The following is a 24,434-nucleotide window of genomic DNA, read 5'->3' as shown; positions in this document are numbered from 1 at the left end:
CCTTGTCCCCGAACGGTTGCCGCTCATGTTCTTCTGCGAGTGGGTAGGGCGTGGCCACCTCATGCGACTACCTTCGCTGCTGTGAAATCGACGGTGGGCATTGGGGTTCGTAGGCGCCATGTGATGGCGATAGGGCGCTCGCCGCGGTGCTCGACGTAGTCGGCCTCGCCGAGGAACAGGTAAGGAGCGCCGGTACCGAATTCCGTGACCTTCTGCTGGCGAGCAAAGAGCAGGATGTGGCTTCCTCGTGCGCGGTGGTTGAGATACCGCTGCCCAGTTGGTGATGCAACGGCCGTGACTGACTGCGACTCCCAGTGGAAGAGCTCCTGGCTGATCGCGTAGTCCTGGTACATCGTGGTCGGAGAGTACTCAGCCTCTGATTTGTTGAGAGTCACCAGGAAGGCGTCCGCGTTTGCTGCTGGGGAGAACAGGACACCCTCGCGGAAGCTGTTGGCCTTACGACCGTTGATCGAGACGTAGTCCAGCGCCGCGACGATTTCCTCGCGTGTGTACCGCCCATGTACTCGTAACGGGCGAAGTGCCAGGTCGTCGCCGAGCGGCGCGCTGACTCGTTCTGCTGTATCTAGCCCAAGTTGGATGACCGCTCTCAGATCGCTCCGTGCGGCTGACTCGCTTCGGAGCGCACTCAGGCCAGCGGCATACGAATCGAATCCGCCACCGTCGGGCCACAGGGAGAAGAACAGCATGCGACCAAACGCTTGGAGCGCCGGGTTTGCCGATTCGTATGAGGGGGCGTCGTCGCTCAACCACTGCAGATAGGCCACGGCACGATCGGGATCGTCCACGTGGACCAACGCGCGCACCCGCTTTAGGATTGCTTCCTCGCGGGTGCCAGGCGCGGCCATATCGAGACCCGCTTCCCGCCGGAGACGCGACCAGGAACGGTCGCCGCGTACGACGTCCGAAAGTTCGACGCCGGAGTCGTGCAGGAACTGCCCGAGGTTCGCGGTGGGGTGAGCGCGCAACTCACCAGTGATGTTGGCCCAGCGCTTGATGACCTGAGCACGGACGTTCTGGAGAACGAGCTCCTGACTCTGTCGATCGAGGACAATCTGCGTGCCTGCAGGCAGGAACGGGAAGCCGCGCTCAATGTCCCGCTCAAGCTGAGTGCGACTGCTTCCCGTCATCGCCCGGAACCGCTGATCGAATCGGAACTCTGTGCGGTGGTGGCCAACGAAGTCCAGGGCAGTGAGGACGGCCTTGTCTTGCGCCCGACGCAACCCTCGGCCGAGTTGCTGGAGGAAGACGGTTGCGCTCTCCGTCGGGCGGAGGAAGAGCACCGTGTTGATGGCAGGGACGTCCACACCTTCGTTGAACACGTCGACTGTGAAGAGGGCTTGGACCGCGCCACTTCGGAGATTGGCGATTGCGGCGTCGCGGTCGTTGGCACGTGTGTCACCGAGCACGGTTGCAGCGCTGATGCCCGCTTCGTTGAAGACCTGAGCCATGTAGCGGGCGTGATCCTGAGACACGCAAAAGGCGACAGCCTTCATGGTGCTCAAGTCGGCCACCTTGTCGCGCAGGGCCTTGAGAACGATCCGAGCTCTGGTGTCGTTGCCGGTCACGAGACTGGAGAGTTCCGTTGGGTCGTACGACCCGGCCTTCCAATCAACGCCTCTCATGTCCAGCCCATCCGCGATGGCGAAGTAGTGGAAGGGCGTCAAGAGGTCGGCTTTGAGCGCATCCCACAAGCGCAACTCTGCGGCCGTACGTCCATCGAAGAACTGTCGGACGTCGACGCCATCGCCCCGCTCGGGAGTCGCTGTTAGGCCCACGAGCTCGCGAGGATTTAGGCGCTCCAGGATCCGCCTATACGTCTTCGCCTCCGCATGGTGGAATTCGTCGATCACGACAATGCGGAAAGCGCCAGGTGGGATGTTGTCGATGCCGTATGCCGTCAGGGATTGCACGGAGGCGAAGACGTGCTCCCATCGCTCGGGTCGCGCGCCGCCGACGTACAGCTCGCCGAAGTTGGGGTCGGCGAGTACTTCGCGATAGGTCCGCAGCGACTGTTCCAGAATCTCGCGTCGATGGGCGACGAACAGCAAGGTCGGGCGCATTGGAGCAGCAGCTGCCAGGCGTCGGTAGTCGAGCCCGGCAATGACGGTCTTGCCTGTTCCGGTTGCGGCGACGACGAGGTTGCGGTGACGACCGTGCACGACCCGCTCGACTTCAAGTTGGTCGAGCATCTCCTGCTGGTACGCGTACGGCCGGACTTCCAGGCCAGACAGAGTGAGCGTGACGCGGTCATGAGTCTTGCTTCCGCCTGCCTCAGCCAGCGCGTCGTCGAGCCGATCCCGGTCAGTGTCGGGGTCATAGCTCTCGAATGTGGGGTCATTCCAATAGCTGTCGAACGTTGCGCTGAACTTCTGGATGAGCGTCGGCGTTGCGACCGACGACAGGCGGACGTTCCACTCGACGCCGTCCAGCATCGCTGCCCGAGACAGGTTGCTTGAGCCCACGTATGCCGTGTCGAAACCTGTGTTTCGTCGGAAGAGCCAGGCCTTGGCGTGGAGGCGAGTGCGCTGTGAGTCGTATTGGATCTTGACCTCGGCCCCGAAGTCCCGGACGAGGCGGTCCAGCGCGGCGCGTTCGGTCGCGCCCATGTAGGTGGTCGTGATCAGCCTCAAGGGGATACCGCGACTCTTGATCTCGCGAAGGCGGTCCTCCAGAAGGCGCAGGCCGTACCACTTGACGAACGCCATGATTACGTCGACACGGTCGGCGCTCGCGAGCTCGGCAATGATCTCGTGGCCGACGGACGGTTCGCCCTGGGCGTTGGTCAAGAGCGCCGCATCTGACAGGGGAGTGGCGGGGCGATCGCGGAAGTTGCGCGGATAGCCACCCGGAGCCGTTGGCAATCCCACTGAGAGAAGTTGGCTTGACGACGCGGCAAGTGTCAGATCGGGCGCCCCCAGATGATCGACAAGGCGGTTAACGAGAGCGAGTCGGGCGTCTCGGTTGCGCTCACCCCGGAGCGCGCGCAGAGCGGCGTCTCGAATGTGGCGGGCAAGGATCTCGGGTTCGTCGCCCTCGTCGACAGGACCTCGCCCCACAAGGTGGAGCCCGTCAGCCGCGAGCCGAGCTTCGAGCTCTGCGGTGATCAGACTCTCGTAGAGCCCTTCCAGCAGGCTGTCATTCGGATCCCCGGTCACGTGGTGCAGCTTGCCAGGACTCACTGATGGGGGCCGGCTTATTCGAGGTATCTGCGTGGCATGTGTGGGTTCGTTGTCGACCCGGCGATCAATGCGATGTGGAGGGAGCATCGGAACGGCAGCCTCGTGGAAGTCAGCGAGAATGCGAGGACACGTTTCAGGCAGAGGGAAGGGCTTGTGCGAGGTTGCGGTGGTGCGTCTCGACGTCACAAGTCAGCGACCCCTCCGCCTCGAGGCGGGAGTAGAGGCGCTTGGGCCAGGTGACCCTCACTCCTCGAGTGGTGAAATCGCCTCCGATGAGTGGCCAGTCGGACTCGATGAAGCACAGCACGCCTGTCACCGGGATCGCCTGGCCTATGACCCCGCGCACCACCTCGAGCTGCTTGAGCATTCCGTCGACGAGCCTGTTCTGTTTGCGCCCGCCCACCATCAACGTCTCCGTGCGAGGCCGAAAGAGCCCGCCTTCGACCCGAAGCGTTGGACGCTTGCCCACATAGCGCTTTGCGTCGATGACCCAGATACCACTGGGCGTCGCCGCGATGTGGTCGATGTTCGCTCGTGTTCCGGGGATGCGACGGTCGTGAAGAACGCGGAGGCTGGGGGAGGAGCGCTTGTTGAGGCCGTTGGCAAGGCGCTCCTCGCCAAGGGCGCCTTTGTCCCAGGCCGTGGTGGATTGAGGGTCATCGCTCAGGGCGAGCATGAGTCCGCCTACTTTTCGGTGCTTCGTGCGGATGCGCTGTTCGCGATTGGCATGACGTCGCTCAAACTCCCGCCTGGCCGAAAGGCCAGCGCTCCCAACCTCAACCTGCTGAACTTCGTCGGCGCCTTCGGCCTGTTCGACGACGACGATCGGTTCGGCTGAGGCTTCGACACTCGTGGCTTCAGGCAAAGGCTCAGGGCTGCAGTCAACGCATCGCACGGTCTTGGTCGTGCGGTCGTAGATGGCCTCGGCTCGGGCCGGGAGCTCTCGCGCGCACAGGTGACATTGACCCGCATAGCGGAGCTTCATCTGCTTGTCGGCGGACACCTCGGCCACAGCCAGACAGGAGCCATGCCCAGTCATCTTTGGGCCCAAACCACACGATTACGGACGCAATCATCCCGGAACGGAAACCACTGCTCCCAAGCCCAGCGAGGCGGGCATACCCGATGGGGTTTGTCCTCTTCTTCGACAGGTGAGTGACTGGAACGTGCAACGAAGGGTTGCGTATGCGATCGTCCTCGCCTATGTTGATGTGCAACAACAGGTTGCATATCAGGAGGTTGGTCATGGAGTTCGGAACGCTGGAGCGACAGGTACACGTCGAGGCCTCGCCGGAGGTGGTCTTCGATGTGGTGAGTCGTCCGGAACACATCCGCGAGTGGTGGTCCGACGACGCCAGCCTCGACGACGTGGTCCCGGGCGCCGTCGGTGAGGTGGTCTGGGGCGAGCGCGCACAGGTCGAGTCCTTCACTGTCGTCGAGGTGGACCGACCGCATCGGTTCTCCTTCCGCTGGGTCATCTCTGAGGGAGAAGCGGCCACGCAGGGCAACTCGCTCCTGGTGACCTTCGATCTCGAGCCCTCCGCGACCGGCACGACGCTGCGGCTCACCGAGACCGGCTTCCGGGAGAGGGGTTGGGAGGTCGCCCTCCTCGAGGAGGCCTACCGCGACCACGAGAACGGGTGGGACACCTTCCTGCCTCGGCTGGCCGCCTACGCAGGGGCCTTGGCGGGGTCGTCAGCGTCGTCATGAGGACCGTCGCAAGTGCCACGTTCGGCGACCGCAGGTCGACAGTCAGTGATCCCAATCGGCGGCGAAGGCTCGACGCCCTCGTCGCTCAGCTGTCCGCCGTCGGCAGCGCCTGGGGCGCCCGACTGCGGCGCATCAAGCGGCTCGCCGAAACCATCGAACGCACCAAGAACAGCAGTCCGGCGACATCAGCGAACGCGACATCACAGAAACCCACATCACAGAAGGGAAAGAACAATGGTTGACATCCTGCACCAGGTGGGGGTCCACGCGACTCCCGACAAGGTCTACGACGCCATCGCCACCATCGAGGGACTCAGAGGATGGTGGACCGAAGAGACAACCGGCTCCACGGACATCGGCGGCGTGATCCAATTCCGTTTCCCCGCAGGCGGATTCGACATGCTGGTGCGCGAGAGCGTCCCCGGCGAACGCGTGGCCTGGGAGGTTGTCGACGGTCCCGAGGAGTGGATCGGGACGACCATCGACTGGTCCCTGACCCATGAGGACGGCTGGACGACCGTGAACTTCGGGCACCGCGACTGGCGGGAGCCGGTCCTGTTCATGCACCACTGCAGCACCAAGTGGGCGACCTATCTGATGAGTCTCAAGCAGCTCCTCGAGGTGGGCGCCGGTGCGCCGAGTCCGCGCGACCTCAAGATCATCAACTGGGAGATCGAGGCCGCTGCGAGCTGACGCGCAGCCGGACCTGCGGCGAAGCCTGCTAGGTCGACGGCTGAAGCGTCCGAGCACCGCGCGGATTGTTGGTGCTTCACGAAGCCTCGAGCCAGGACCCATCGAGCTACCCGGCATACCCACGTTGGATCGGGCGAAGCCCGTTTTCGCCGCGGCGTCGGACCGAGCCGTTGGGCGGTCAGCCGCCTGGTGCGTCGCTCGTGAACTGGGCGATGCGGAAGATGATGAACTCCGCCGGGCGGACGGGTGCGACTCCGATCTCGCAGAGGAGCCGGCCGTTGTCCAGGTCGTTCTGGGTCATGGTGGTGCGGTCGCAGCGCACGAAGAACGCCTCCTCAGGCTTGGTGCCCATCAGTGCGCCGGAGCGCCAGATCGAGATGAGGAAGGCTTCGATCAAGCTCCGGATCGTCACCCAGAGGCGTTCGTCGTTGGGCTCGAAGACTGCCCATTGCGTCGACTTCTCGATCGAGTGCTCAAGGTAGATGAGCAGACGCCGGACGTTGACGTACTTCCACTCGGGGTCCGAGGAGATCGTGCGGGCGCCCCAGACCAGGTTGCCCCGCCCCTTGAAGTAGCGCAGTGCATTCACGCCCTCGGGGTTGAGCATCTCCTGTTCACGGGCGGAGACTGGGGCGACGAACTCGGTGATGCCGCGCACCACCTGGTTGGCAGGTGCCTTGTGCACGCCGCGCTCGGTGTCCGAGCGGGCGAAGATCCCGGCCATCGCGCCCGACGGCGGGACGTCAACCGGCGTGGGCGCCAACTCGGGATCAGCACCCGGAGTGAGATCGCTGACGCGCAGCCATGGGTGGTAGAGGGCGCCGTACGAGCTGTCGAACCTCGAGCGGAACGCACGGACCTCGGAGAAGGCGGCGTTCTCGGGAGGATCGATGAGCGCGAACCGGAAGCGAGCCCGTTCGCAGTGCGTGATCAGGGCGTCCACCGCCTCCGCGGTGCTCTCCTCGTCCCGGAAGTACGTGCTGTCGGGCATGGCGACAATGGCGATGTCGTCGACCTCGCCCAGGGCGGCGAGCCCGGTGGCCGGAGATGACGAATCAGAGTCGGCGCCTTGGCCCTGTAGGGCGCTGGGCGTCAGCTCGCCCCCGTCGGACCCACCAGCAAGGTGGACGCCCTCCTCTCCAAGCGACACCAAAGCAGCCAGAAGCGTGGCCGCGGTCGGCACAGATGGAGCGGGCCCTGCGACTGCTGGTTTCGCGCCGACAAGCTTCACAAGGCAACTCTGGTCGGCTGGTTCGGTGGCGTGCAGCACCGTCGTGATGAAGCGCGGGTGCTCGGCTCCTAGCTCCAATCCCTCGTAGAGGTCGACGCGGTCGCCGAAGTGCACCTCGACGTCGAGGGTGACGTGGAAGGCGGCTTGGCCCGGGACCGGGGCGGTGAGCCCACCAACGCCGTCGCGCAAGCGGAGCATCCCCTCGACCTGGGTCACCACTTGGAGGTTCGCCGGCGCTGCGACGTCTGCCAGGACCGGCGGTTGCCCCGCGACCAGTGCCGCTGTCTCGACCGCGGCACCCGGCTGCAGGCCTCGCAGTTGCGTCCCCACCTGGATGTTCTCGCTGCGTCGGAAGCGGGTGACCACCCGAACACGCGACCCCGCAGCGCCGGGCCACCTGGCTTCCCACCTCGCCACGGGGTCATTGGCGCCCACCGGGAGGTCGATTCGCGCGATGTCGTCCTCAGGACCGGTGCCCGCACTGACGGGGGTCGGAACGAAGACCCGCTGGACGTAGAGGCGCTGCCCTCCGTTCGTGAAGAACGCGCGGGCGGCCAGAGCGAGTCGGCAGGGCATTGCCCGATTCGAGAAGCCGCCGTAGACGCGCTCGTACTCCGCCGTACTCGCGACCAGCACCGGACCGTGAACCCAGTTCCCGTCAGTCGATGGGTGCGGCACCGGGCCAAACTCGGTCACGCCGACCATCCCCAGCGTGCTCGTCGGCACACCTTCGATCGAGCGAGAGCGAAGGGTTGTCTCCTCGACATATGTACCCGGAGTCCGGTACTCAGGCACCATGCACCTCCTTGCCGGAACTCAGCCACCGCGCGACAGGCAAGGCACTGACGCAGCCACCCACCCAGCGTGACAGGCCAGGGACAACGGCGCACGCGTATGCACCACACCACCCCGGGCTACCGCAATTCCGGTCATCGCTAAAGCCGGCAACCGGTGCGCCACCCCGGGGTCGCACTCCTATGCTTGGTGAGTGGTGGTGTTGGGAACGAAGATCCACAGGCCGGTCCCGCGTCGAGATCTTGTCCTGAGGCCGCGACTCACCGACGCCTTGGTGTCGACGCGACGTCCGCGGTTGGTGCTGATCGCCGCACCCGCCGGGTTCGGCAAGACCACGCTTCTCAGCCAGTGGCTCGCCGATGACGCCGTCAACAACCCGGACACCGGCGTCGCGTGGCTCTCGCTCGACGCCGAAGACAACGACCCCAGCCGCTTCCTCGAACACCTCGTTGCCGCGTTGACGACTATCGACGAGTTTGCCGAGGCCGGCGAGCTCGTGGCGGCGGGACAGCTCTCCGCAGAGGCGGTCCTAACCAGCGTCGTCAACGACCTCGACCTCCGTCCCGGCAACACAGTCATCGCTCTCGACGACTACCACGTCATCGACAACCCGGACGTTCAGCGTGCAGTGGCCTTCCTCCTCGAGCACCTGCCGCAACATGTCACTATCGCCATCGCCACGCGTGCCGACCCTCCGCTCCCGCTGCCGCGGCTGCGCGCTCGCGGAGAGCTGGTCGAGCTGCGCGCGGCGGACCTGCGCTTCACCCCTGACGAGGCGTCCGCCTTCCTCGCGGACGTTATGGGCCTCGACCTCACCGACACCCAGGCCGCGGCGCTGGCCGCGCGCACCGAAGGGTGGCCCGCAGGTCTGCAGCTTGCAGGCCTGTCGCTGCGTGGGACCGATGACGCCGACGCCTTCGTCGACGCGTTCACTGGCAGCCACCGGTTTGTCCTCGACTACCTCGTCGAGGAGGTGCTGCGCCACCAACCCAAGACCGTGCGCAGCTTCCTCCTCGACACCGCCGTCCTGAGCCAGCTGACCGGACCGCTCTGCGACGCGCTCACCGGGCGCGACGACGGCGCCTCGATGATCGAGTCGCTCGACCGAGCCAACCTCTTCATCATTCCGCTCGACGACCAGAGGCACTGGTATCGCTACCACCACCTCTTCGCCGACGCCCTCCGTGCGCGCCTCACCGCCCAGGCGCCCGACCGGGTCCCAGCACTGCACCGCGCTGCAAGCGACTGGTATGCCGTGCACGGACTTCCCGAGGACGCCGTGCGTCACGCACTGGCCGGCGACGATCCAGAGCAGGCGGCGCACCTTGTCGAGCGAGCGCTGCCCGACATTCGCCGCGCCCGCCGCGACGGACTGCTCCGTGACTGGCTGATCGCCCTGCCGGACACCGTGATTCGGACGAGTGCGCTGCTCTCGACGTACCGCGCCCATACCCGTCTCATCGAGTCGGATCTGGAAGGCGTTGAGGCATGGCTCCGCCACGCTGAAGTCGCGCTCGAGAGCAACCCGCCGACCCCAGCGTCGGACGCCTCGGCCGCCACTCATGAGGAGCTACGCACGCTGCCGGCGACGATAGCGATCTTCCGAGCCTCGGCGGCCCAGGCACGCGGGGACACGGACGCGTCGCGGGAGTACGCCCGCGAGGCGTTGGCACACTGCGGGCCGGACGATCACATGGCGCGCGGTGGAGCGCTCGGCTTCCTCGGGCTCGGTGCCTTTGCCCGCGGTGACCTTGAGGAGGCGGTGGCAACGTTCTCCGAGGCGCTGCAGTCCCTCGCCGCGGCCGGTGACGTCTCCGACGCGCTCGGTGGGACCGTCGTCCTCGGGTTGATGTGGCTGGCCCGCGGCCGACCCGACGAAGCACGCCGAATCTTCGAGCGCGCGCTCGCAACCGCGGAGCAGCATCGGGGTGCCGCCATCGCCACCGTCGGGGACCTCCACGTCGGCCTCGCTGGTGTGCTGATCGAGCAGGGCGACCTCGATGCAGCCGCCGACCACCTCGCCACGGCGGCGACGCTGGGGATGTCAGCATCGTTGCCGGAGAACAGGTTTCGCTGGTTCGTCGCCTCGTCCGACCTGCACCGGGCTCAGGGCGACCTCGCCGTGGCCATCGACCTGATGGACCAGGCAGAGCAAGCCTATCTGCCCGGCTTCTTCCCGGACGTGCGACCCATCCCGGCAGCCCGGGCACGACTGCACATCACGCAAGGACGACTCGACGACGGTCGTGCATGGGCCAAGGACCATAGGGTGCGTGATGTCGAGAACCCCGGGTATCTCGACGGGTACGCCCAACTCACTCTCGTCCGACTCCTCCTTGCCGAGCACTGCCAGCACCCCTCCTCGACCGATGACACACAGCTCGACGAGGCGCTCCGCCGACTGGATGCCCTTGAGCCGGAGGCGATCGTCGGTGGCAGGGACGGAAGCGTCAAGGAGATCCGCGCCCTTCGCGCCCTGGTCGACACCGCAGTCAGTGGCGGGGTCCCGTCTGCGAACTGGCTGCCCACGGAAGGTGAGGGATCCCGGGGACGGGAGCGGGCGGCATACCCCATGTCGTTGGGGGAGGGGGCGCCCACGGTGAGCGAAGGGCTCAGCGAACGGGAGGTCGAGGTGCTCCGGCTGCTCGCGACCGCGCTGAGCGGACCGGACATCGCGCGCGAGCTGTTCGTGTCTGTCAACACGCTGCGCACGCACACGAAGCACATCTTCAGCAAGCTCGGCGTCAACACCCGACGGGGTGCGGTGGACCGCGGGCGCGAGCTCGAACTCCTCTGAAGCGCACTGCTTCGAGGCAGGCGAATCACCACGTCGGTCACATCGGTTGGTGATGCGCGCTCACCACAGCAGTTCCTACGTTCGGGCTGTCCCCGGAAACCAGCGGGACGCAGCCGCACCAGGAACGCAAAGGAACCCGCCATGACCGTCCCCACCACTCGCCTCGGACAGGCAGCCGGCATCGCCGCCGCCGTCGCCGGTGCGATCTTCGTCCTCGTCCAGATCAACCACCCACCCATGGAACTCGCCAGCATCACGACGACCGACTGGATGCTCCGCAGCACCGCCAAGACCGTCATGTCGGCTCTGGCCCTCGCCGGCATCACCGGCATCTATCTCCGCCAGCGCAGTCGTGTGGGTGGGCTGGGGCTCGCGGGGTACGTCGCCCTCGCGGTCGGCTACCTCTTGATGTTCGGGACCGAGTTCCTCGCCGCGTTCGTCCTCCCCACGGTGGCGAAGACGTCGCCGACCTATGCAGTCGACGTGATCGTCACGGCGTTCGGAGGGTCGCCGGTCGGGGACATCGGCGCGATGTCGGTCGTGCTCCAGGCCACGGGTGCCTTCTACATCCTGGGTGGGCTGATGTTCGGCATCACGACCTTCCGGGCCGGCGTGCTCGCGCGGTGGGCGGCGGCTCTGCTGGCCATCGGCAACACCGCCACCATCGCGCTGGCGGTACTGCCCGACGCGTACAACCGGCCGTTCGCCGTGCCGACCGGGATCGCCCTCATGGGTCTCGGCGTCTCGTTGTGGCGCGACCAGCGACGCGTGGCGCAGCGCGAACAGATCGGATCTGTCGGCGAGGACTCGGTAGCCGCCCCCGCCAACCGCCTGCAGGTGTCGGCGTCATGAGCACGCGGCAGCGGGGGTGGCGTGCTCCGACAGGGCTGGTGGCGCTCAGCGTCATCCCCGTGCTCGCCGGAACGGCACGACTCGTCGAGCTCGGCGGGGGACCGGCCGTCCTTCCCAGTGACGCCCGGTTCACCGCCTCCCCGCTGCCCGTGGTGGTCCACATCATCTGCGCCGCGGTCTATGCGCTGCTCGGCTCGCTCCAGTTCGTGCCCGGGATCCGCCGGCGGCGGCCGGGATGGCATCGCGGGGCCGGTCGTGTCCTCGTCGTTGCCGGGCTCGGCGTGGCGCTGTCGGCGCTGTGGCTGACGCTGTTCTTCCCGCCGCAGCCGGACTCCGGGCCGTTGCTGTTCGTCCTGCGCGTCGGGTTCGGCTCGGCGATGGTCGCCAGCCTCGGGTTGGGGCTGGCAGCGATTCGGCGAGGTGACGTGGCGACGCACCGGGTCTGGATGACCCGGGCCTATGCGATCGCGCTCGCCGCCGGAACGCAGGCGTTCACCGAGGGGATCGGGGGAGCCGTGCTCGGTGGCAGTCCGCTGGCCCTCGACGCCGCACGTGGTGCGGCTTGGGTCATCAACCTGGCGGTCGCCGAGTGGGTCATCCGGCGTCGGCCGCTGGGCCGGGCGCGGGGACGCGCGGCAGTCGTGCTCGTGGGGGAGCGGGGATGACAGCGACGTTTGAGTTCCACGTCGACAGCCACCTCGACGACCACTGGTCGGCCTACCTCGGCGGCCTTGTTCTGAGGCACGTCGGGGACGGGACGTCGATGCTGACGGGAGTCGTGGCCGACCAGTCGCAGCTGCACGGGGTCCTCGCGGGGTTGCGCGATGTCGGAGCGCCGCTGTTGGCTGTGCGCATGGTCGAGGAGGAGTCGAACCCGCTCGCCGGACTGGCGTGGCCGAAGCGCACCGAGCGCCTCGCCCTGCGCCCCGCCCGTGCCGAGGATGCCGAGGCGACATGGCAGTTCCGTCGCCTGGACTCCGTGGGCAGCTGGCAAACCTATGGGCCCATGGAGCTCGAGGCCTACCAATCGCGCTTCTGTGAGCCAGATCGTCTCGGCGTGACCCTGGTGATCGAACTCGAAGGGGAGGTCATCGGCGACCTCATGCTGCGGGTGGAGGACGGCTGGGCCCAGAAAGAGGTGGTGGACGAGGCGAGGGGCACCCAGGCTGAGCTCGCATGGACTCTGGACCCGGCATACGAGGGGCATGGTTACGCAACGGAAGCCGTGCGTGAGCTCATCCGAATCTGTTTCGCCGAGTTGGGCGTTCGCCGCATCGTCGCGACGTGCTTCGCCGACAACGAAGCTTCGTGGCGCCTCATGGAGCGGGTCGGGATGAGGCGTGAGCTGCACGCCGTGCGGGACGCCCTTCACCGTTCGGGTGAGTGGCTGGACACCTACGGCTACGCCCTGCTGGGAGGCGCCGCTCCGAACGGCGAATGAGAAGCCGAGCGGGCGGCATACGCGAGTTTGCAGTGTTGCATTGACGGCGTTGAATCTCATTCGGCGCCGAACGTGCCCTCAGCGAACGCCGCGGCGAGTTCGGCACGAGAGCGAAGTCCACGTTTGCGATAGACGCTGCTCAGGTGCCGTTCCACGGTCTTCGGGCTGAGGAACAGGGCAGCGGCAATCTCCTTGTTTGTCAGTCCGCGGGCTGCGTGCAGCGCAGCACGGACTTCCTGCGAGGTGAGTGGTTCGGTTGCGGTCAGCTCGCGTTTGCGTGCCCGCACGCCGGAGGCCGCGAGTTCGTCTGACGCCCGCGACGCCCAAGCCGTCAGATCCATTGCCACGAAGGCCTCCCGGGCCTGCTCGAGTTGGATGCGGGCCAGTACGCGCTGGCCGCCGCGCCGCAGTCTCACGCCGTAGGCGAGCCTCGTCCTGGCCGTCTCGAAGGGGGCAATCGCCTCGGCGTGCGCGCGCAACGCATCCTCGAACGCCTGAGCCGACTCGGCGTCGTCCTGAGCGGCCAGACCACGGGTTCGTGCGACAAGTGCATGGGCAAGGCTCGGTGCTTCCGGTGGGGTCGCGTCGGCGAACTGCTCAGCGAGGGCGACCGCTCGGTCCCGTTGTCCGGTGGCGACATACGCCTCGACCAGGTCGGGAGCGACGCCAAGTGGTTCTCCTGAGCTGCCGATGCCTCCGTCGGCGGCGAGGCGCCCTTCGAGCACGGCGATGGCTCGCTCTGCGTCGCCGCGGCTCAGGGCACAGAAAGCCTCAGTGATCGCGAGGTGCGCCGCGCTTGCGGTGGTGCCTGCCCGGTCGGTCAGTGTCCGGCCGAGGTCAATGGCTTCGACGGCTTCCTGGTGGAGACCCCGCGCCGCAGACTGCCAGGCCACGGTCCCGCACGCGCTGGCCACGTCCACGGCATACCCGAGTTGCATGCCCAGCTCCACCGCTTCGCCGGCATCGGCGAAGGCGCCAGCGTTGTCGCCCACCCACGCGCGACCGGCTGCTGTCAACGCCAAGGACGGCACCAGCACACCGAATGCTCCCCGCTCCCGGGCGAGGGCGAGGAGGTGCTCACCCAAGGCGAAGATCGGGGCAACGTCGCCAGCGAAGCCGGCGGCGAGGGCGAGGTACACCAGCGATCGCGGATCGTCGCGCAACGGCGGATCGGCTATTCGGGCGATCACCTGCTCGACCCGGAGCCGGGACGTCGTCAGGTCGCCGACCGCAGCCGCCGCGATGCTGCCGATGAAGTCGGTCAGCATCTGCTGTTCCGGGTCTTCACTGTCCGCGGCCGCAGCCATCCGCTCGGCCGTGACGACGATGGCGTCGAACTCGCTGAGCCGGAACTGTGCCATCCCCAAGTCGGCCAGCGTCCGGATCAGCGCAGTTCCGCTCAACCCGTCGGCCGCAGAGGTCAACATCTCCGCGGCAAGTGGCACCGAGCCTGTCACCAGTTCGAGGGTTCCCAACGTGCTCAGCGCGCGGCCTCGGACCTCTGGGTCCTGCGCCCGATCCAGGAGCGAACGCGCGACGCGACGGGTGCGTTCGAGGTCTCCGGCGACGAAGGCGTCCTCGGCGGCGGCGGCCAGCAGTGCTGCCGCCTCGGTAGCGTCCGAGGTCAGGGATGAGGCCCGTTCCAGTGCTGCGGAGGCTGCTGCGTAGCCCTTGCGCCGCCGGTCCTCGGACGCGATCGCGGTCAGGTCCGCAGCGAGTGCCGGATCGGGACCGAGCGAGGCTTCGGCGCGGTGCCACGCGGCGCTGCGCGGATCACCCCTTTCTGCTCGCGACTGCGCAAGTGTGAGATGGGCCTTCCGTGTCTGGGACGAGGTCGCCATGGCCAGGACTGCGGTGCGGAGCAACGGATGCCGGAACCGGACGTCGGTGGTGTCCTGGACCAGGATGCCGCGATCCACCAGGCCGTCGAGATTGGTCGCCCACCCGTCCGTGGTGGCGAGAGTCGACCTCATCGACCCCACCGACCCGGAGTTGTCCAGGGCACACAGGAGCAGCACGAACTTGCTGGGTTGAGTCAGTCCCGCGATCAGACGGGCGTACTCGGTGCGCAGCCGATCCCCCACGGGAAGTCGTTCGGGAAGCGGGGCCGAACCAAGAAGCTGAGCATCGGTCAACCGGGTGGCCACCTCAAGGATGCCCAGTGGATTTCCCCCAGTGTCTGCCGCGAGCTGCTGGGCGACCCGCGGCTCGACGCGACCCGTGACGCGCTCGGCCACCAGATCCGCGGCTGCCTCGCCCGTCAGCCCCGCCAGGGCAACCGTGGGCAGCCCGCTCAGGAGATCGGCGGCAGTTGGTTCGTTCCGGGTTGCCCACACAAAACAGATCGGATCCTCACCCATCCGGCGAGCCGCGAAGGAGAGCGCGGTTGCGGATTCGCGGTCCACCAAATGCGCGTCGTCGACAAGCACTGCAACCGGCTGATGCTCTGCCTCTGCAGCGAGAAGGGACAAAGTGGCTGCAGCGATCAGGAACGGTTCGGAGTCGACAACCTGAGGGCTCCACCCGAGGGCGAAGGCAAGCGCGTCGGCCTGGCGCTTTGGCACTTGGGCCAAGCGACCCTGGAGGGGACCGAGTGCCTGGAGGAGTCCGGCATACGAAAAGGCCCTGTCGGATTCGCTGCCGCGCACCCTGACGATCCGGAATCCCGTGGCCCTGCGTTCGGCCTCGTCCAGGAGAGCCGTCTTCCCTTGGCCCGGATCGCCCGTGATCACGAGCGACCGCGTCATTCCAGCGAGAGCACCATCCAGTGCTTCCTGCATGGCGGCGATCTCGTCGTCGCGACCGACGAGGTTGAGGGATTTCCCCCACGCGAAGTGAGGCCCCTCGGCGCGACGCTGGCGAGGAACCCGATCCGCAGAAGGAGGCTCCAATGAAGTCATTGATCCGCATCCTAGAGGCGCTGGGGCGCTCGCGGCAGGCGTCCGGACTCCACCGGATCTGCCCTTGGCCCTACATGCCCATGACCCCGCCGCGATCCGAGGAGCGCCGATGACACTCGACAGTCCCGAACTGCGGGAGGCCGTCCAGCCAGATCCGCAGAACGCCTCTGCGCGACCTGCCTTCGCCGGCATCGACCACGTGGCACTCACCGTCACCGATCTCGATGTGAGCCAACGCTTCTACACCGAGGTCCTGGACTTCGTGGTCGTCATGGACGTCGGCACAGGACGCATCTGCATGCACCCCGGGACCGGATTTGTCCTCGCACTCTTGACGCACGAGGGAAGTCGCCACGAGCCGTTCTCCGAGCTGCACGTCGGGGCGGACCACCTCGGGCTGACGGCGGCCTCACGAGAGGACCTGGAGGCGTGGGAGGCCCACTTCGCTGCCCACGACGTCCCCTACACGCCGATTCGCGACGAGACGTTCGGATCCCACCTGAACTTCCGCGACCCCGACAACATCGCGCTCGAGTTCACGTCGTCGAACGAACTCATGGTCGCGGCCCAGACCGCCATGAAGGCAGCACCGATGACGGCCGACGACATCGCGGCCTTCGTTGCCGAGAACGTCAGCCCGGACTTCGTGGCAGGTCAGGTGGCGCGGATGGTGACGCCGGACTCGTAGGCGAAAATCACGGCCTGCACCCGGTCGCGCACGCCGATCTTCATCAGCACCCGTCCCACGTGGGTCTTCACCGTCGTCTCCGACACGAACAGCTCGCCAGCGATTTCAGCGTTGGACAATCCACGCGCCACCAGCGCTAGCACCTCTCGCTCCCGTGCGGTGAGCGACGAAAGGCGCTGTGCCGCAGCCGAATCCACCGCGACGCTAGGTCCTCGATCGATGAACGACTCGATCATGCGCCGCGTCACTGTCGGCGCGAGCAGTGACTCGCCAGCGTGCACCGCCCGGATCCCCGCGACGAGCAACTCCGGCTGCACGTCCTTGAGGAGGAACCCGCTCGCGCCCGCCTGCAGCGCGGCATACACGTATTTGTCCATGTCGAACGTCGTCAGCATGACGACGCGTGGACCACCGTCCTGAGCGCCACCCACCAACCGACGCGTCGCCTCGATCCCGTCGACACCCGGCATACGCACGTCCATCAGCACGACGTCCGGTGAGACCTCGGCGGCCATCGCGACCGCAGCCTCACCATCCGCCGCTTCGCCGACGACGTCGAGGTCGGGCTCGATCTCGAGGATCATCCGGAAGCCTGCGCGCACCAGCGCCTGGTCGTCGACGACGAGCACCCGGATGGGCTGTCCCACAACCGGATCCGCACTCATGCCGACTCCAGGGGAAGGGTCGCGACGAGCTCGAACCCGCCCTCACTCCGAGGCCGCGCGACGAGCGAACCGCCATACACCGCAACGCGTTCACGCATCCCCGTGAGCCCGTTGCCGACACCGTTCGGCGTCGCGGCATCCACACCGTCGTCGCGCACGGCGAGCTCGATCACCCTGTGGCCATATGAGATGGACACCTCGGCCCGCTGCGGTGAACGCGCGTGTCGGAGCGTGTTCGTCAGTCCCTCCTGGACGAGCCGGTATGCCGTGAGGTCCAGACCCGGCGCCAGCTCACGTCCCGCTCCATTCACCGTCACAGACACCGGCAACCCGGCCGAACGGAACGACTCGGCGAGCCGGCCGACCTGGGCCAGCCCGGCAGGTGGCTCGAGATCCGGCGCGTCATCAGAACCGCCGGATCCCTCCCGCAGCACCCCGACCATCCGCCGCATCTCAGCCAGCGCTTGACGTCCCGTCGCCTCGACCGTCTCGAGGGCCTGTCGCTCGACGGCCTGATCGGGCTGCAACCGCCGACGCACCGCCGAGGCCTGGACGGTCATCACCGAGACGCTGTGACCGATGACGTCGTGGAGCTCGCGCGCGATCCGGTTGCGTTCCTCGGCGACGGCACGGGAGGCCCTCTGCTTGGCCATGGTCCGGCGCTGGTCCCGATTGAGGCTCGTGACGCGTGCGACGGTTCCAAGCAGCCACGCGATGATCGTCGGCGCGAGCCACGCCATGGCCGAGAGTCGGTCGGTCCAGTTGTGGTTCATCGGGTCGAACGTCGTCCATCCGGCCACCAAAAGCGTGCCGAGACCCAGCCCGACGAGCGCCTGCTTCCGCTCGAGGTAGCGAGCAGCCGTGTACGTCGCGATCACCGGGGCCAACGCCACGGCATTCCCCTCGGGAGAGCCGAATACGGCGAATTCAACGACCGACGCCACAGCCATCGTCGCGAGAACCGCGAGCGGACGCACTCGGCGGGCGACGAGCAGAACGGCCGTCACGGCATACAACAGGGCTTGTGCCCAGAGCGGGCCCTGCCGGTGGGTCTCCCCGAAACCCAGCCACGCCTCGAGCTGGCCGAGGACGCCGACACACAGCGCCACAGCGATATCGAAGGCCCAGTTGCGGCGGCTCACGATTCGACGGTACGCCCGGCCGACGACGCACACGTCCTCCTTGGGGAGGACGCGAAGATCGTCCTGAGGTCCACACCCGCTGCCCGCCGGCCCGACGACCGCGGTGGTGCCGGATTCCTACGTTCGAGGCGTGGAAACCACACGCACCGACATCACGCCGACCACGGCGCGCCGCATCACGATCACCGCCTGGGCCATGGCGGCCTTTGGCACCGTCGCGGGGGAGTTGCACGCCCTCGCCCGCTTCAACAGCCACCCCGGGGACCTCACGGAGGGACTGGGCGCGAAGTGGGCGCCAGACGCCATCGACGCGCTCCGACCGCTGCTCGACTGGAGCGATCCCTTCTTCGTCTACTACACCTACGGCAAGATCTGGCTCCCGATCTGCCTCGCCTTCGTCGCGGCCGCCTGGCTGGTGTATCGACGACGGCAACCGCACGGCGCCGAGCGATGGGCGTGGCGGGTGCAACTCGCCGCCTACGTGTTGCTCACCATCTCGGTGACCGGCGACTACTACACCCCGTGGATGGAGTACTTCTTCATCGTCGGGATCGTCGCCCTGCCAGTCATGGGATTTGGCGGCATCTGGCTCGGAATCCTGCTGTTGCGCAACGGTTTCCGTCCCCGGATCACGCCGTGGTTGCTCATCGCCTTCCTGCCGCTGTTCTTCGCGATCACCACGGTGACGTCGATGGGCAACGCGCTCCTGCCGCTGATGTGGGGCTGGGCCATCGCGGCCCACCGCGTCGCGCAGCCGACATCGCCGCAGTTGGTCTCCCAGCAGGCCGCCGCAGCTGCCGATTTCTACAATCGCGATGCAGTGACGCGGATCTAACCTGCGGTCATGAACGTGGACGCTGCGACGCAGACGATGATCGACAACCTTCCTCCCAAGACTGGCAGGTCCCTCGAGCAGTGGTTCACGGTGCTCGACGACGCAGGCTTGGCGAAACACGGCGAGGCGATGGCCCTGCTCAAGACCGAGCACGGCGTCTCCCACGGCTTTGCCAACCTCGTCGTGTTATTGCACCGCGACCGGGCAGCGGGTGCCCCATCGTCCGATGAGCTCGTCGACGCGCAGTATGCCGGCACGAAGCGCGCCCTGCGCCCGATCCTCGACCGGCTGGTGGAGGCATCGAAGACGTTCGGCGACGACGTCGAGATCGCACCGAAGAAGACAAGTGTGTCGCTGCGGCGCTCGAAGCAGTTCGCACTCGTGGAGGCGCCCAGCGCCAAGCGCGTCCGACTCGGCCTCAACCTGCGTGATGCAGAGCCCACCGACCGGCTCGTGGCGGCCGGTGGCATGTGCACCCACCGTGTCGACATCGCCGACCAGTCCGAGGTGGACGCCGAGCTGCTCGACTGGATGCGCCGGGCCTACGAGGGAGCCTGAGGTCAGGGCACGCCCCGGGTCGTCGCCTTCGTCGTCGCGTCACTGTCGCGCGGGACCTCGTCGAGTGGGACGAACAGCGCTGCGTCAGGGCCGAACTCATCAACCCGACGGATGTACTCGGTCGGTGTCCAGCCACAGAACCGACGGAACGCGCGGATGACGTGCGGCTGGTCGTAGTAGCCGGACCCGGTCGCCACGTCGGCCCACCCAAACTCCATGCCGGTCCCAGGGACGCTCGCGGCATGGCCCATCCTGCCTCCGACACTCGAGGAGGTGGCAAGAGCTGTCACGAGCCGGTGGAACCTGAGCACCTGCGCGTAGGTCTTGGGTGACATGCCGGTGGCCGCGCGGAATCGAGCCAGCAGGGTTCGCTGCGACACCCCGACGGCCAAGGCGTTGATCGGACGACTCGGGTTCTCCTCCAGCGACGCGAGAGCCGAAGCGACCAGCGGGTCGGGAAGGGGTGATCCGCTCGACCGCGCCGCATGCCGCGACAGCAGGAGGGTCGTCATCCGGTCCAGCGCCAGGTCCGATGTGCGGCATTTGTCGAGCTCACTGAACCCAACCACGAGGTCGTCGATGAGCTCGCTGAGACCGGGCACGAGCAGCCGCGCGTCCTGCACCCGCCCGGCAATCTGCGGCCCGCCGACGTCGGTGACCGCACCCAGCCCGGCCGGCAGGAGCTCCACGCCGAGGTGGCGGATGAGCGGCGGTTGCTCGATGACGAGGTACTCCGTCTGAATACCGGAGATGAAGGCGCCGCCGACCTGGGTCGCAGTCCCCGATCGGTCGACGACGGCATACGGATCGGACAGATTGATGATGAGGTGGACGAACGGCAGGGGCAGGATCTTCTCGAACCGGCGGACTCGTGGCACTTCGAGGAACCACATCCGCGAGACGAGCCGCTCCAGCCCGGGCGGAGCGGGCCACTCCTCGTACTCCACAGACCTGACGATAGCCGCGGCTCGTGCCCACGACTACGGCCGAACCGCTGGTGTAGCAACTCCCATGCTCGATGAGTGGCGGTGCTGGGCACGAAGATCCGCCCGCCGGTTCCGCGCCGAGACCTGGCCGTTCGACCGCACCTCTCCGACCCGCGATCACGGGCAACTTGATCCGGGAGAGGACCTTGGGTGGCTGCGCCCCTGCACGCAGCCACCCAAGCCAGCCACACGGCATACCCAGAGATTGATCGGGCGAAGCCCGTCTCAGAAGGTGTCGTTGATCGTGATCCGGTCGTGGCCCGTCGGCTTCGGCTCAGTCCCGAAGCAGCTCAGCGTGACGGTCTGGCCGGGCAGGATCTGGTCCGAGTTGCAGTCGACGGTGGCCAGGACCTCGGTCGCCTTCATGAACTTGATCTGCACGAAGGCCCCGTCGCGCTCACCTCGGTTGTTCGTCAGCTTGAGGTTCTTGAGTTCCATGCCGAAGTCGCTCGAGGTGATCTTCCAGCCAGCGGCGTACGAGAACTTGCGCACGTCGAACGCCTTGCCCTCGACGATCGTCACCGGGTTGGCCTCGTTGCCGAGATCGTCCGCGTCGACCTTGGGCTCCTCGGGTGCGGCCGCTTTGGCAGCGGGGGAGGAGGCTGTCGTCGGCCCGGCCGTGGCTTCGCTCGGCGTGTCCCCTCCACCGCCGAGTGCGCCCGCCAGGCCCCCGATGACGACGAGGGCGAGCATGCCGGTGAGGATCTTGTGCCGCATGAACCAGTTCTGCTGCTTGACGGGCGGCGCGGGCGGGTTGGTCGGCTGCCACTGACCGGGCTGCGGGGCGTAGTTGGGGTGCTCGCTCATGTCGTTCTCCTTGGCTGGCGGCCGCTGTTCGGCCGGGTTGGCGTGATGAGCCGAGTTCATCGCGTATGCCGGGTTCCGTTCTGCCACAGGGCGGCTCACCCTCGTTGGCCGTTTGGGGGAGATCCGATGTGCCGTGTCCAGCCATTCGGGGGACGTGCCTGTCGGTGTGAGGCTTTACTTTGACGACATGACCGCGATCCCAGCACCAGCACCCTCGCGCCCCGCCGGGGTCGAGCGGCTGCTTGGGATCCTGAGGCGGCCGCAAGTGCGAACGTGGGTCGTCTATCTCCCGTTGTGCACCATGAGCAGTTCACTTGCGGTGGGGGCTTGGGAGACCCAGCGCGGCGGGTATGACGCCACCGGCGCCATGTCCGGCGCCGCGGTGCTCTTGTTCCTCATCGCGATGACCGCAGCCGTGGGCCTTGCCTGTCGCCGACACTTCCCCGAACTGGTCGCGTTTGCCACAGGTGTGCTGACTCTGGTCCTGCCCATCGACCCGGTGTCCGCCCTCATTGCTTTTGGTTCGCTCATGGTCCGACGTCTCGACCGGACGACCGTGGCGCTGGGTGGGCTGCTCACGGTGGCAACGTTCGTGACGACGTGGCGGGACTCTCGCGGGACGTCGTCACCCGCATCGTTCTGGCAGTCCTTCCGGACCAACAACCAGGCTGAGCAGTTGTCCCCGATGCCCTGGTGGGTCGTGCTTCTCATCACGGTAGGGCTTGTGGGCGCCACCGTCGGGCTGGGCCTGTTCATCCGCGCACGCACCTCGCTCTCTCGGGCTGAGCTCGTCGTCGAGGAACAGCGCGTTGTCGTGGACTCGCTGAGTGACGAGGTGGCGCGGCAGTCGGACCGCGAGCGGATTGCCCAGGAGGTGCATGACGCTCTGGGACACCGGCTTTCGCTGCTGTCCCTGCACGCCGGCGCACTCGAGGTCACGTCAGGAGACAACCCGAAGGTCGCGGAGTCTGCGGCGTTAGTGCGAGCGAATGCTCAGCAGTCGATGGCGGATCTACGTTCGTTGCTCGCGATGCTGCGCCAGCCCGACTCGCCGGACGTCGCAGCCGCGGTGCCGACGCTGAGAGACGTGCCGGCCCTGATTGACGAGACCGTCGCAACAGGAGTGAATCTCGTGTCCACCTCGCAGCTCGAAGGGATCGGCCGCCTCGACGGGACGACGAGTCGCAGCGCGTTCCGCATCACTCAGGAGCTGCTCACGAACGCGCGCCGTCACGCACCCGGCATCGGGGTGCGAGTGTTGGTTCGCGCCACGCCGGAGTCGGGCGTCGAGATCGAGGTGGCCAACCATCTACCGGCCGAGACGGCCGTGGAGTTCCGCCCGGGAAGCGGGCTGGACGGCATACGCCATCGTGTTCTGACCCTCGGCGGCGACTTCCGGTGCTTCGTCGATGACCGACGGGTTTTCCGAGTCGCTGCTCGACTCCCGTGGGTGTGGGCGGCCGACATCGGCTCGACTTGGACACCCAGCGAAGGAGAGACACGATGACACGAGTTCTGCTCGTGGACGACGACCCGCTGGTGTGCGGTGCCCTGCAGACGATGCTCGGCGCGACCGAGGACCTCGATGTCGTCGGCAGCGTCAATGACGGCGACCAGGTGATCGAGGCGATCCACCGTCACCGTCCCGACCTCGTCCTGATGGATGTGCGGATGGCGCGGCAGGACGGCATCACGACGACGGCTGCGTTGTCTGCGCTGGCTTCCCCGCCGAAGGTCATCATGTTGACGACGTTCGACCACGACGACGTGATGTTGCGGGCGGTGCACGCAGGCGCGGCAGGGTTCCTGCTCAAGACCGCGAGCCCGCTCGACATCATCGCCGCCGTGCGCTCGGTGGCGGCGGGGGAGGGTGCACTCTCGGCGCGCAGTGCTCGGCAGGTCGTCGAGCACCTCCAGTCCGACCCGGCGGGTGAGCTGCGACGGACAGCGGCCGGGTTGGTCGCGACGCTCACACCACGCGAACTCGACGTCGTGCGGTGTGTGGGGCGGGGGATGACGACGGCGCAGATCGCGGCGGAACTGTTCCTTGGGGAGGCGACGGTGAAGTCTCACCTTGCGCGGTCACAGGACAAACTCGGTGTCGCTAGCCGGGTCGAGGTCGGCATCATCGCCGACCGTGCGGGCCTGCTCTGAAACTGGCGCGGTGCCCGTCGCCTGCGGTGAGTGCAATTGTCAGGAACGCCGGATCGTGGTCAGGAAGAGCGTGGGGAGTACATGATCACGGCCACGCCCACGAGGCACAGCAGCGCGCCCATGACGTCATAGCGGTCGGGTCGGAACCCATCCAGGGCCATGCCCCACAGAAGTGATCCGGCGACGAACACCCCACCGTAGGCAGCCAGGATTCGCCCGAAGTTGGCGTCCGGCTGGAGGGTTGCGACGAACCCGTAGATGCCCAAGGCGACGCCACCGGCGCCGATCCACGCCCAGCCGCGATGCTCTCGGACGCCCTGCCAGATCAACCAAGCCCCGCCGATCTCGGCGATGGCTGCCGCGACGAACAGGGCGATTGATCTAAGCGTGTCCACGCGCAGCATCCTGCCGCAGGCTCGGGTCGAGATCTCTCGGGTGCGGGCTTCGAAGGCGTCGACGCTGCCCGGGTGGGCTTGTTGCAACTGGCAGGGATCGCCTGCTGGGTCACGACCGAGGTCCGATCAGGATCTCGGGAGGCGCTGTCGAAGACCGACGCGCCGAGGAAGAACGATGCCACGACGACGACGCACCCGAGGATCCACCACCGACCCGGTCTCCCGCCACCCGCCACGTGGAGAACCACCAGCACCGCGATGATCGCTGCCGTGATGAGGGGCAGGAAGACCATGATGATGCCCCCCAATTCGATGCGGGACGAGTCACAGGAGTGGCTGCAGGTTGTTCCCGAAACGAGGACCCACCCGGCAGCCGACACACAGAACGTGGCCAGGGACAGGACGAGGAGCCCGTTCAGCGACGACAGGATTCGTCGGGACGTGCTCGCGGGCTGTGCCTCGTCGGGATTCTCCGGGCGGTCGGGGAAGTAGGCGTTGCGCAGCCACCGGCCCGCCACAGCCAACCGTCTACCAACGTCGGTCGAGGAAGGACTCACACCAACGATCCTTGCGGGTTTGGCGAGA

General features: G+C 67.1%; 21 protein-coding genes. 12 read left to right on the top strand and 9 right to left on the bottom strand.

What is annotated here, in order from left to right; translation table 11 throughout:
* Positions 1 to 59 precede the first annotated feature (59 nt).
* Positions 60 to 3,176, bottom strand: coding sequence for a DUF3427 domain-containing protein (locus V6K52_RS12605; RefSeq protein ID WP_353950461.1), 3,117 nt, complete (start codon positions 3,174 to 3,176; stop codon positions 60 to 62).
* Positions 3,177 to 3,333: 157 nt separating this feature from the next.
* Positions 3,334 to 4,212 carry a nuclease-related domain-containing protein gene (locus tag V6K52_RS12600; protein ID WP_353950460.1) on the bottom strand — a complete coding sequence of 293 codons (879 nt, stop codon included), beginning with the start codon at positions 4,210 to 4,212 and terminating at the stop codon, positions 3,334 to 3,336.
* Positions 4,213 to 4,445: 233 nt separating this feature from the next.
* Here V6K52_RS12600 and V6K52_RS12595 point away from each other — a divergent pair, with 233 nt between their 5' ends.
* Both V6K52_RS12595 and V6K52_RS12590 read left to right on the top strand, forming a co-directional pair.
* Complete coding sequence (locus V6K52_RS12595; protein ID WP_353950459.1) at positions 4,446 to 4,910, top strand: SRPBCC family protein; 465 nt, start codon at positions 4,446 to 4,448, stop codon at positions 4,908 to 4,910.
* Positions 4,911 to 5,144: 234 nt separating this feature from the next.
* Positions 5,145 to 5,603 carry an SRPBCC domain-containing protein gene (locus V6K52_RS12590; RefSeq protein ID WP_353950458.1) on the top strand — a complete coding sequence of 153 codons (459 nt, stop codon included), beginning with the start codon at positions 5,145 to 5,147 and terminating at the stop codon, positions 5,601 to 5,603.
* A 178-nt stretch (positions 5,604 to 5,781) separates the two neighbouring features.
* On the opposite strand, the gene V6K52_RS12585 is transcribed toward V6K52_RS12590, so the two are convergent.
* Positions 5,782 to 7,629 (bottom strand): phage tail sheath C-terminal domain-containing protein, encoded by a 1,848-nt coding sequence (locus tag V6K52_RS12585; protein WP_353950457.1) that lies wholly within the window; start codon positions 7,627 to 7,629, stop codon positions 5,782 to 5,784.
* Positions 7,630 to 7,903: 274 nt separating this feature from the next.
* Between V6K52_RS12585 and V6K52_RS12580 the strand changes: the two genes are divergently transcribed.
* The 4 genes from V6K52_RS12580 to V6K52_RS12565 all read left to right on the top strand — a co-directional run bounded on the left by V6K52_RS12580 (position 7,904) and on the right by V6K52_RS12565 (position 12,719).
* On the top strand, positions 7,904 to 10,426 hold the full coding sequence (locus V6K52_RS12580) for a LuxR C-terminal-related transcriptional regulator (protein ID WP_353950456.1): 2,523 nt from the start codon (positions 7,904 to 7,906) through the stop codon (positions 10,424 to 10,426).
* A 141-nt stretch (positions 10,427 to 10,567) separates the two neighbouring features.
* Positions 10,568 to 11,278: a hypothetical protein gene (locus tag V6K52_RS12575; protein WP_353950455.1), complete on the top strand. Its 711-nt coding sequence runs from the start codon at positions 10,568 to 10,570 to the stop codon at positions 11,276 to 11,278.
* Positions 11,275 to 11,943 carry a DUF2306 domain-containing protein gene (locus V6K52_RS12570; protein ID WP_353950454.1) on the top strand — a complete coding sequence of 223 codons (669 nt, stop codon included), beginning with the start codon at positions 11,275 to 11,277 and terminating at the stop codon, positions 11,941 to 11,943. Before V6K52_RS12575 ends, V6K52_RS12570 begins: the two co-directional genes overlap by 4 nt.
* Positions 11,940 to 12,719, top strand: coding sequence for a GNAT family N-acetyltransferase (locus tag V6K52_RS12565; protein ID WP_353950453.1), 780 nt, complete (start codon positions 11,940 to 11,942; stop codon positions 12,717 to 12,719). The genes V6K52_RS12570 and V6K52_RS12565 overlap by 4 nt, the downstream gene beginning before the upstream one ends.
* Positions 12,720 to 12,775: 56 nt before the next feature.
* On the opposite strand, the gene V6K52_RS12560 is transcribed toward V6K52_RS12565, so the two are convergent.
* On the bottom strand, positions 12,776 to 15,619 hold the full coding sequence (locus tag V6K52_RS12560) for an AAA family ATPase (protein WP_353950452.1): 2,844 nt from the start codon (positions 15,617 to 15,619) through the stop codon (positions 12,776 to 12,778).
* A gap of 109 nt (positions 15,620 to 15,728) precedes the next feature.
* On the opposite strand from V6K52_RS12560, the gene V6K52_RS12555 reads away from it, so the two are divergent.
* On the top strand, positions 15,729 to 16,307 hold the full coding sequence (locus tag V6K52_RS12555; protein ID WP_353950451.1) for a VOC family protein: 579 nt from the start codon (positions 15,729 to 15,731) through the stop codon (positions 16,305 to 16,307).
* Here V6K52_RS12555 and V6K52_RS12550 read toward each other — a convergent pair.
* Together V6K52_RS12550 and V6K52_RS12545 are read right to left on the bottom strand one after the other, a co-directional pair.
* Positions 16,274 to 16,972, bottom strand: a complete 699-nt coding sequence (locus V6K52_RS12550; RefSeq protein WP_353950450.1) for a response regulator transcription factor — start codon at positions 16,970 to 16,972, stop codon at positions 16,274 to 16,276. The genes V6K52_RS12555 and V6K52_RS12550 overlap by 34 nt on opposite strands.
* Positions 16,969 to 18,114: a histidine kinase gene (locus V6K52_RS12545; RefSeq protein ID WP_353950449.1), complete on the bottom strand. Its 1,146-nt coding sequence runs from the start codon at positions 18,112 to 18,114 to the stop codon at positions 16,969 to 16,971. Before V6K52_RS12545 ends, V6K52_RS12550 begins: the two co-directional genes overlap by 4 nt.
* 130 nt (positions 18,115 to 18,244) lie before the next feature.
* Here V6K52_RS12545 and V6K52_RS12540 point away from each other — a divergent pair, with 130 nt between their 5' ends.
* Complete coding sequence (locus V6K52_RS12540) at positions 18,245 to 18,949, top strand: hypothetical protein (protein ID WP_353950448.1); 705 nt, start codon at positions 18,245 to 18,247, stop codon at positions 18,947 to 18,949.
* A gap of 9 nt (positions 18,950 to 18,958) precedes the next feature.
* Positions 18,959 to 19,507: a DUF4287 domain-containing protein gene (locus V6K52_RS12535; protein WP_353950447.1), complete on the top strand. Its 549-nt coding sequence runs from the start codon at positions 18,959 to 18,961 to the stop codon at positions 19,505 to 19,507.
* A 2-nt stretch (positions 19,508 to 19,509) separates the two neighbouring features.
* On the opposite strand, the gene V6K52_RS12530 is transcribed toward V6K52_RS12535, so the two are convergent.
* Both V6K52_RS12530 and V6K52_RS12525 read right to left on the bottom strand, forming a co-directional pair.
* Positions 19,510 to 20,454 carry an AraC family transcriptional regulator gene (locus V6K52_RS12530; protein WP_353950446.1) on the bottom strand — a complete coding sequence of 315 codons (945 nt, stop codon included), beginning with the start codon at positions 20,452 to 20,454 and terminating at the stop codon, positions 19,510 to 19,512.
* Between the two features lie 264 nt (positions 20,455 to 20,718).
* Positions 20,719 to 21,387: a hypothetical protein gene (locus V6K52_RS12525; protein WP_353950445.1), complete on the bottom strand. Its 669-nt coding sequence runs from the start codon at positions 21,385 to 21,387 to the stop codon at positions 20,719 to 20,721.
* A 214-nt stretch (positions 21,388 to 21,601) separates the two neighbouring features.
* On the opposite strand from V6K52_RS12525, the gene V6K52_RS12520 reads away from it, so the two are divergent.
* Positions 21,602 to 22,807 carry a histidine kinase gene (locus V6K52_RS12520; RefSeq protein ID WP_353950444.1) on the top strand — a complete coding sequence of 402 codons (1,206 nt, stop codon included), beginning with the start codon at positions 21,602 to 21,604 and terminating at the stop codon, positions 22,805 to 22,807.
* Positions 22,804 to 23,454 carry a response regulator transcription factor gene (locus V6K52_RS12515; RefSeq protein WP_353950443.1) on the top strand — a complete coding sequence of 217 codons (651 nt, stop codon included), beginning with the start codon at positions 22,804 to 22,806 and terminating at the stop codon, positions 23,452 to 23,454. Before V6K52_RS12520 ends, V6K52_RS12515 begins: the two co-directional genes overlap by 4 nt.
* Before the next feature lie 59 nt (positions 23,455 to 23,513).
* Here V6K52_RS12515 and V6K52_RS12510 read toward each other — a convergent pair whose 3' ends face one another.
* Positions 23,514 to 23,849, bottom strand: coding sequence for a YnfA family protein (locus V6K52_RS12510; RefSeq protein WP_353950442.1), 336 nt, complete (start codon positions 23,847 to 23,849; stop codon positions 23,514 to 23,516).
* Between the two features lie 72 nt (positions 23,850 to 23,921).
* Here V6K52_RS12510 and V6K52_RS12505 point away from each other — a divergent pair, with 72 nt between their 5' ends.
* Entirely contained in the window at positions 23,922 to 24,341 is a 420-nt protein-coding gene (locus tag V6K52_RS12505) for a hypothetical protein (RefSeq protein WP_353950441.1), read from the top strand.
* The last annotated feature ends 93 nt before the right edge of the window (positions 24,342 to 24,434 follow it).

The sequence above is a fragment of the Knoellia sp. S7-12 genome (assembly GCF_040518285.1).
Classification (GTDB): domain Bacteria; phylum Actinomycetota; class Actinomycetes; order Actinomycetales; family Dermatophilaceae; genus Knoellia.
This window is presented reverse-complemented; position numbering and strand designations above follow the sequence as displayed.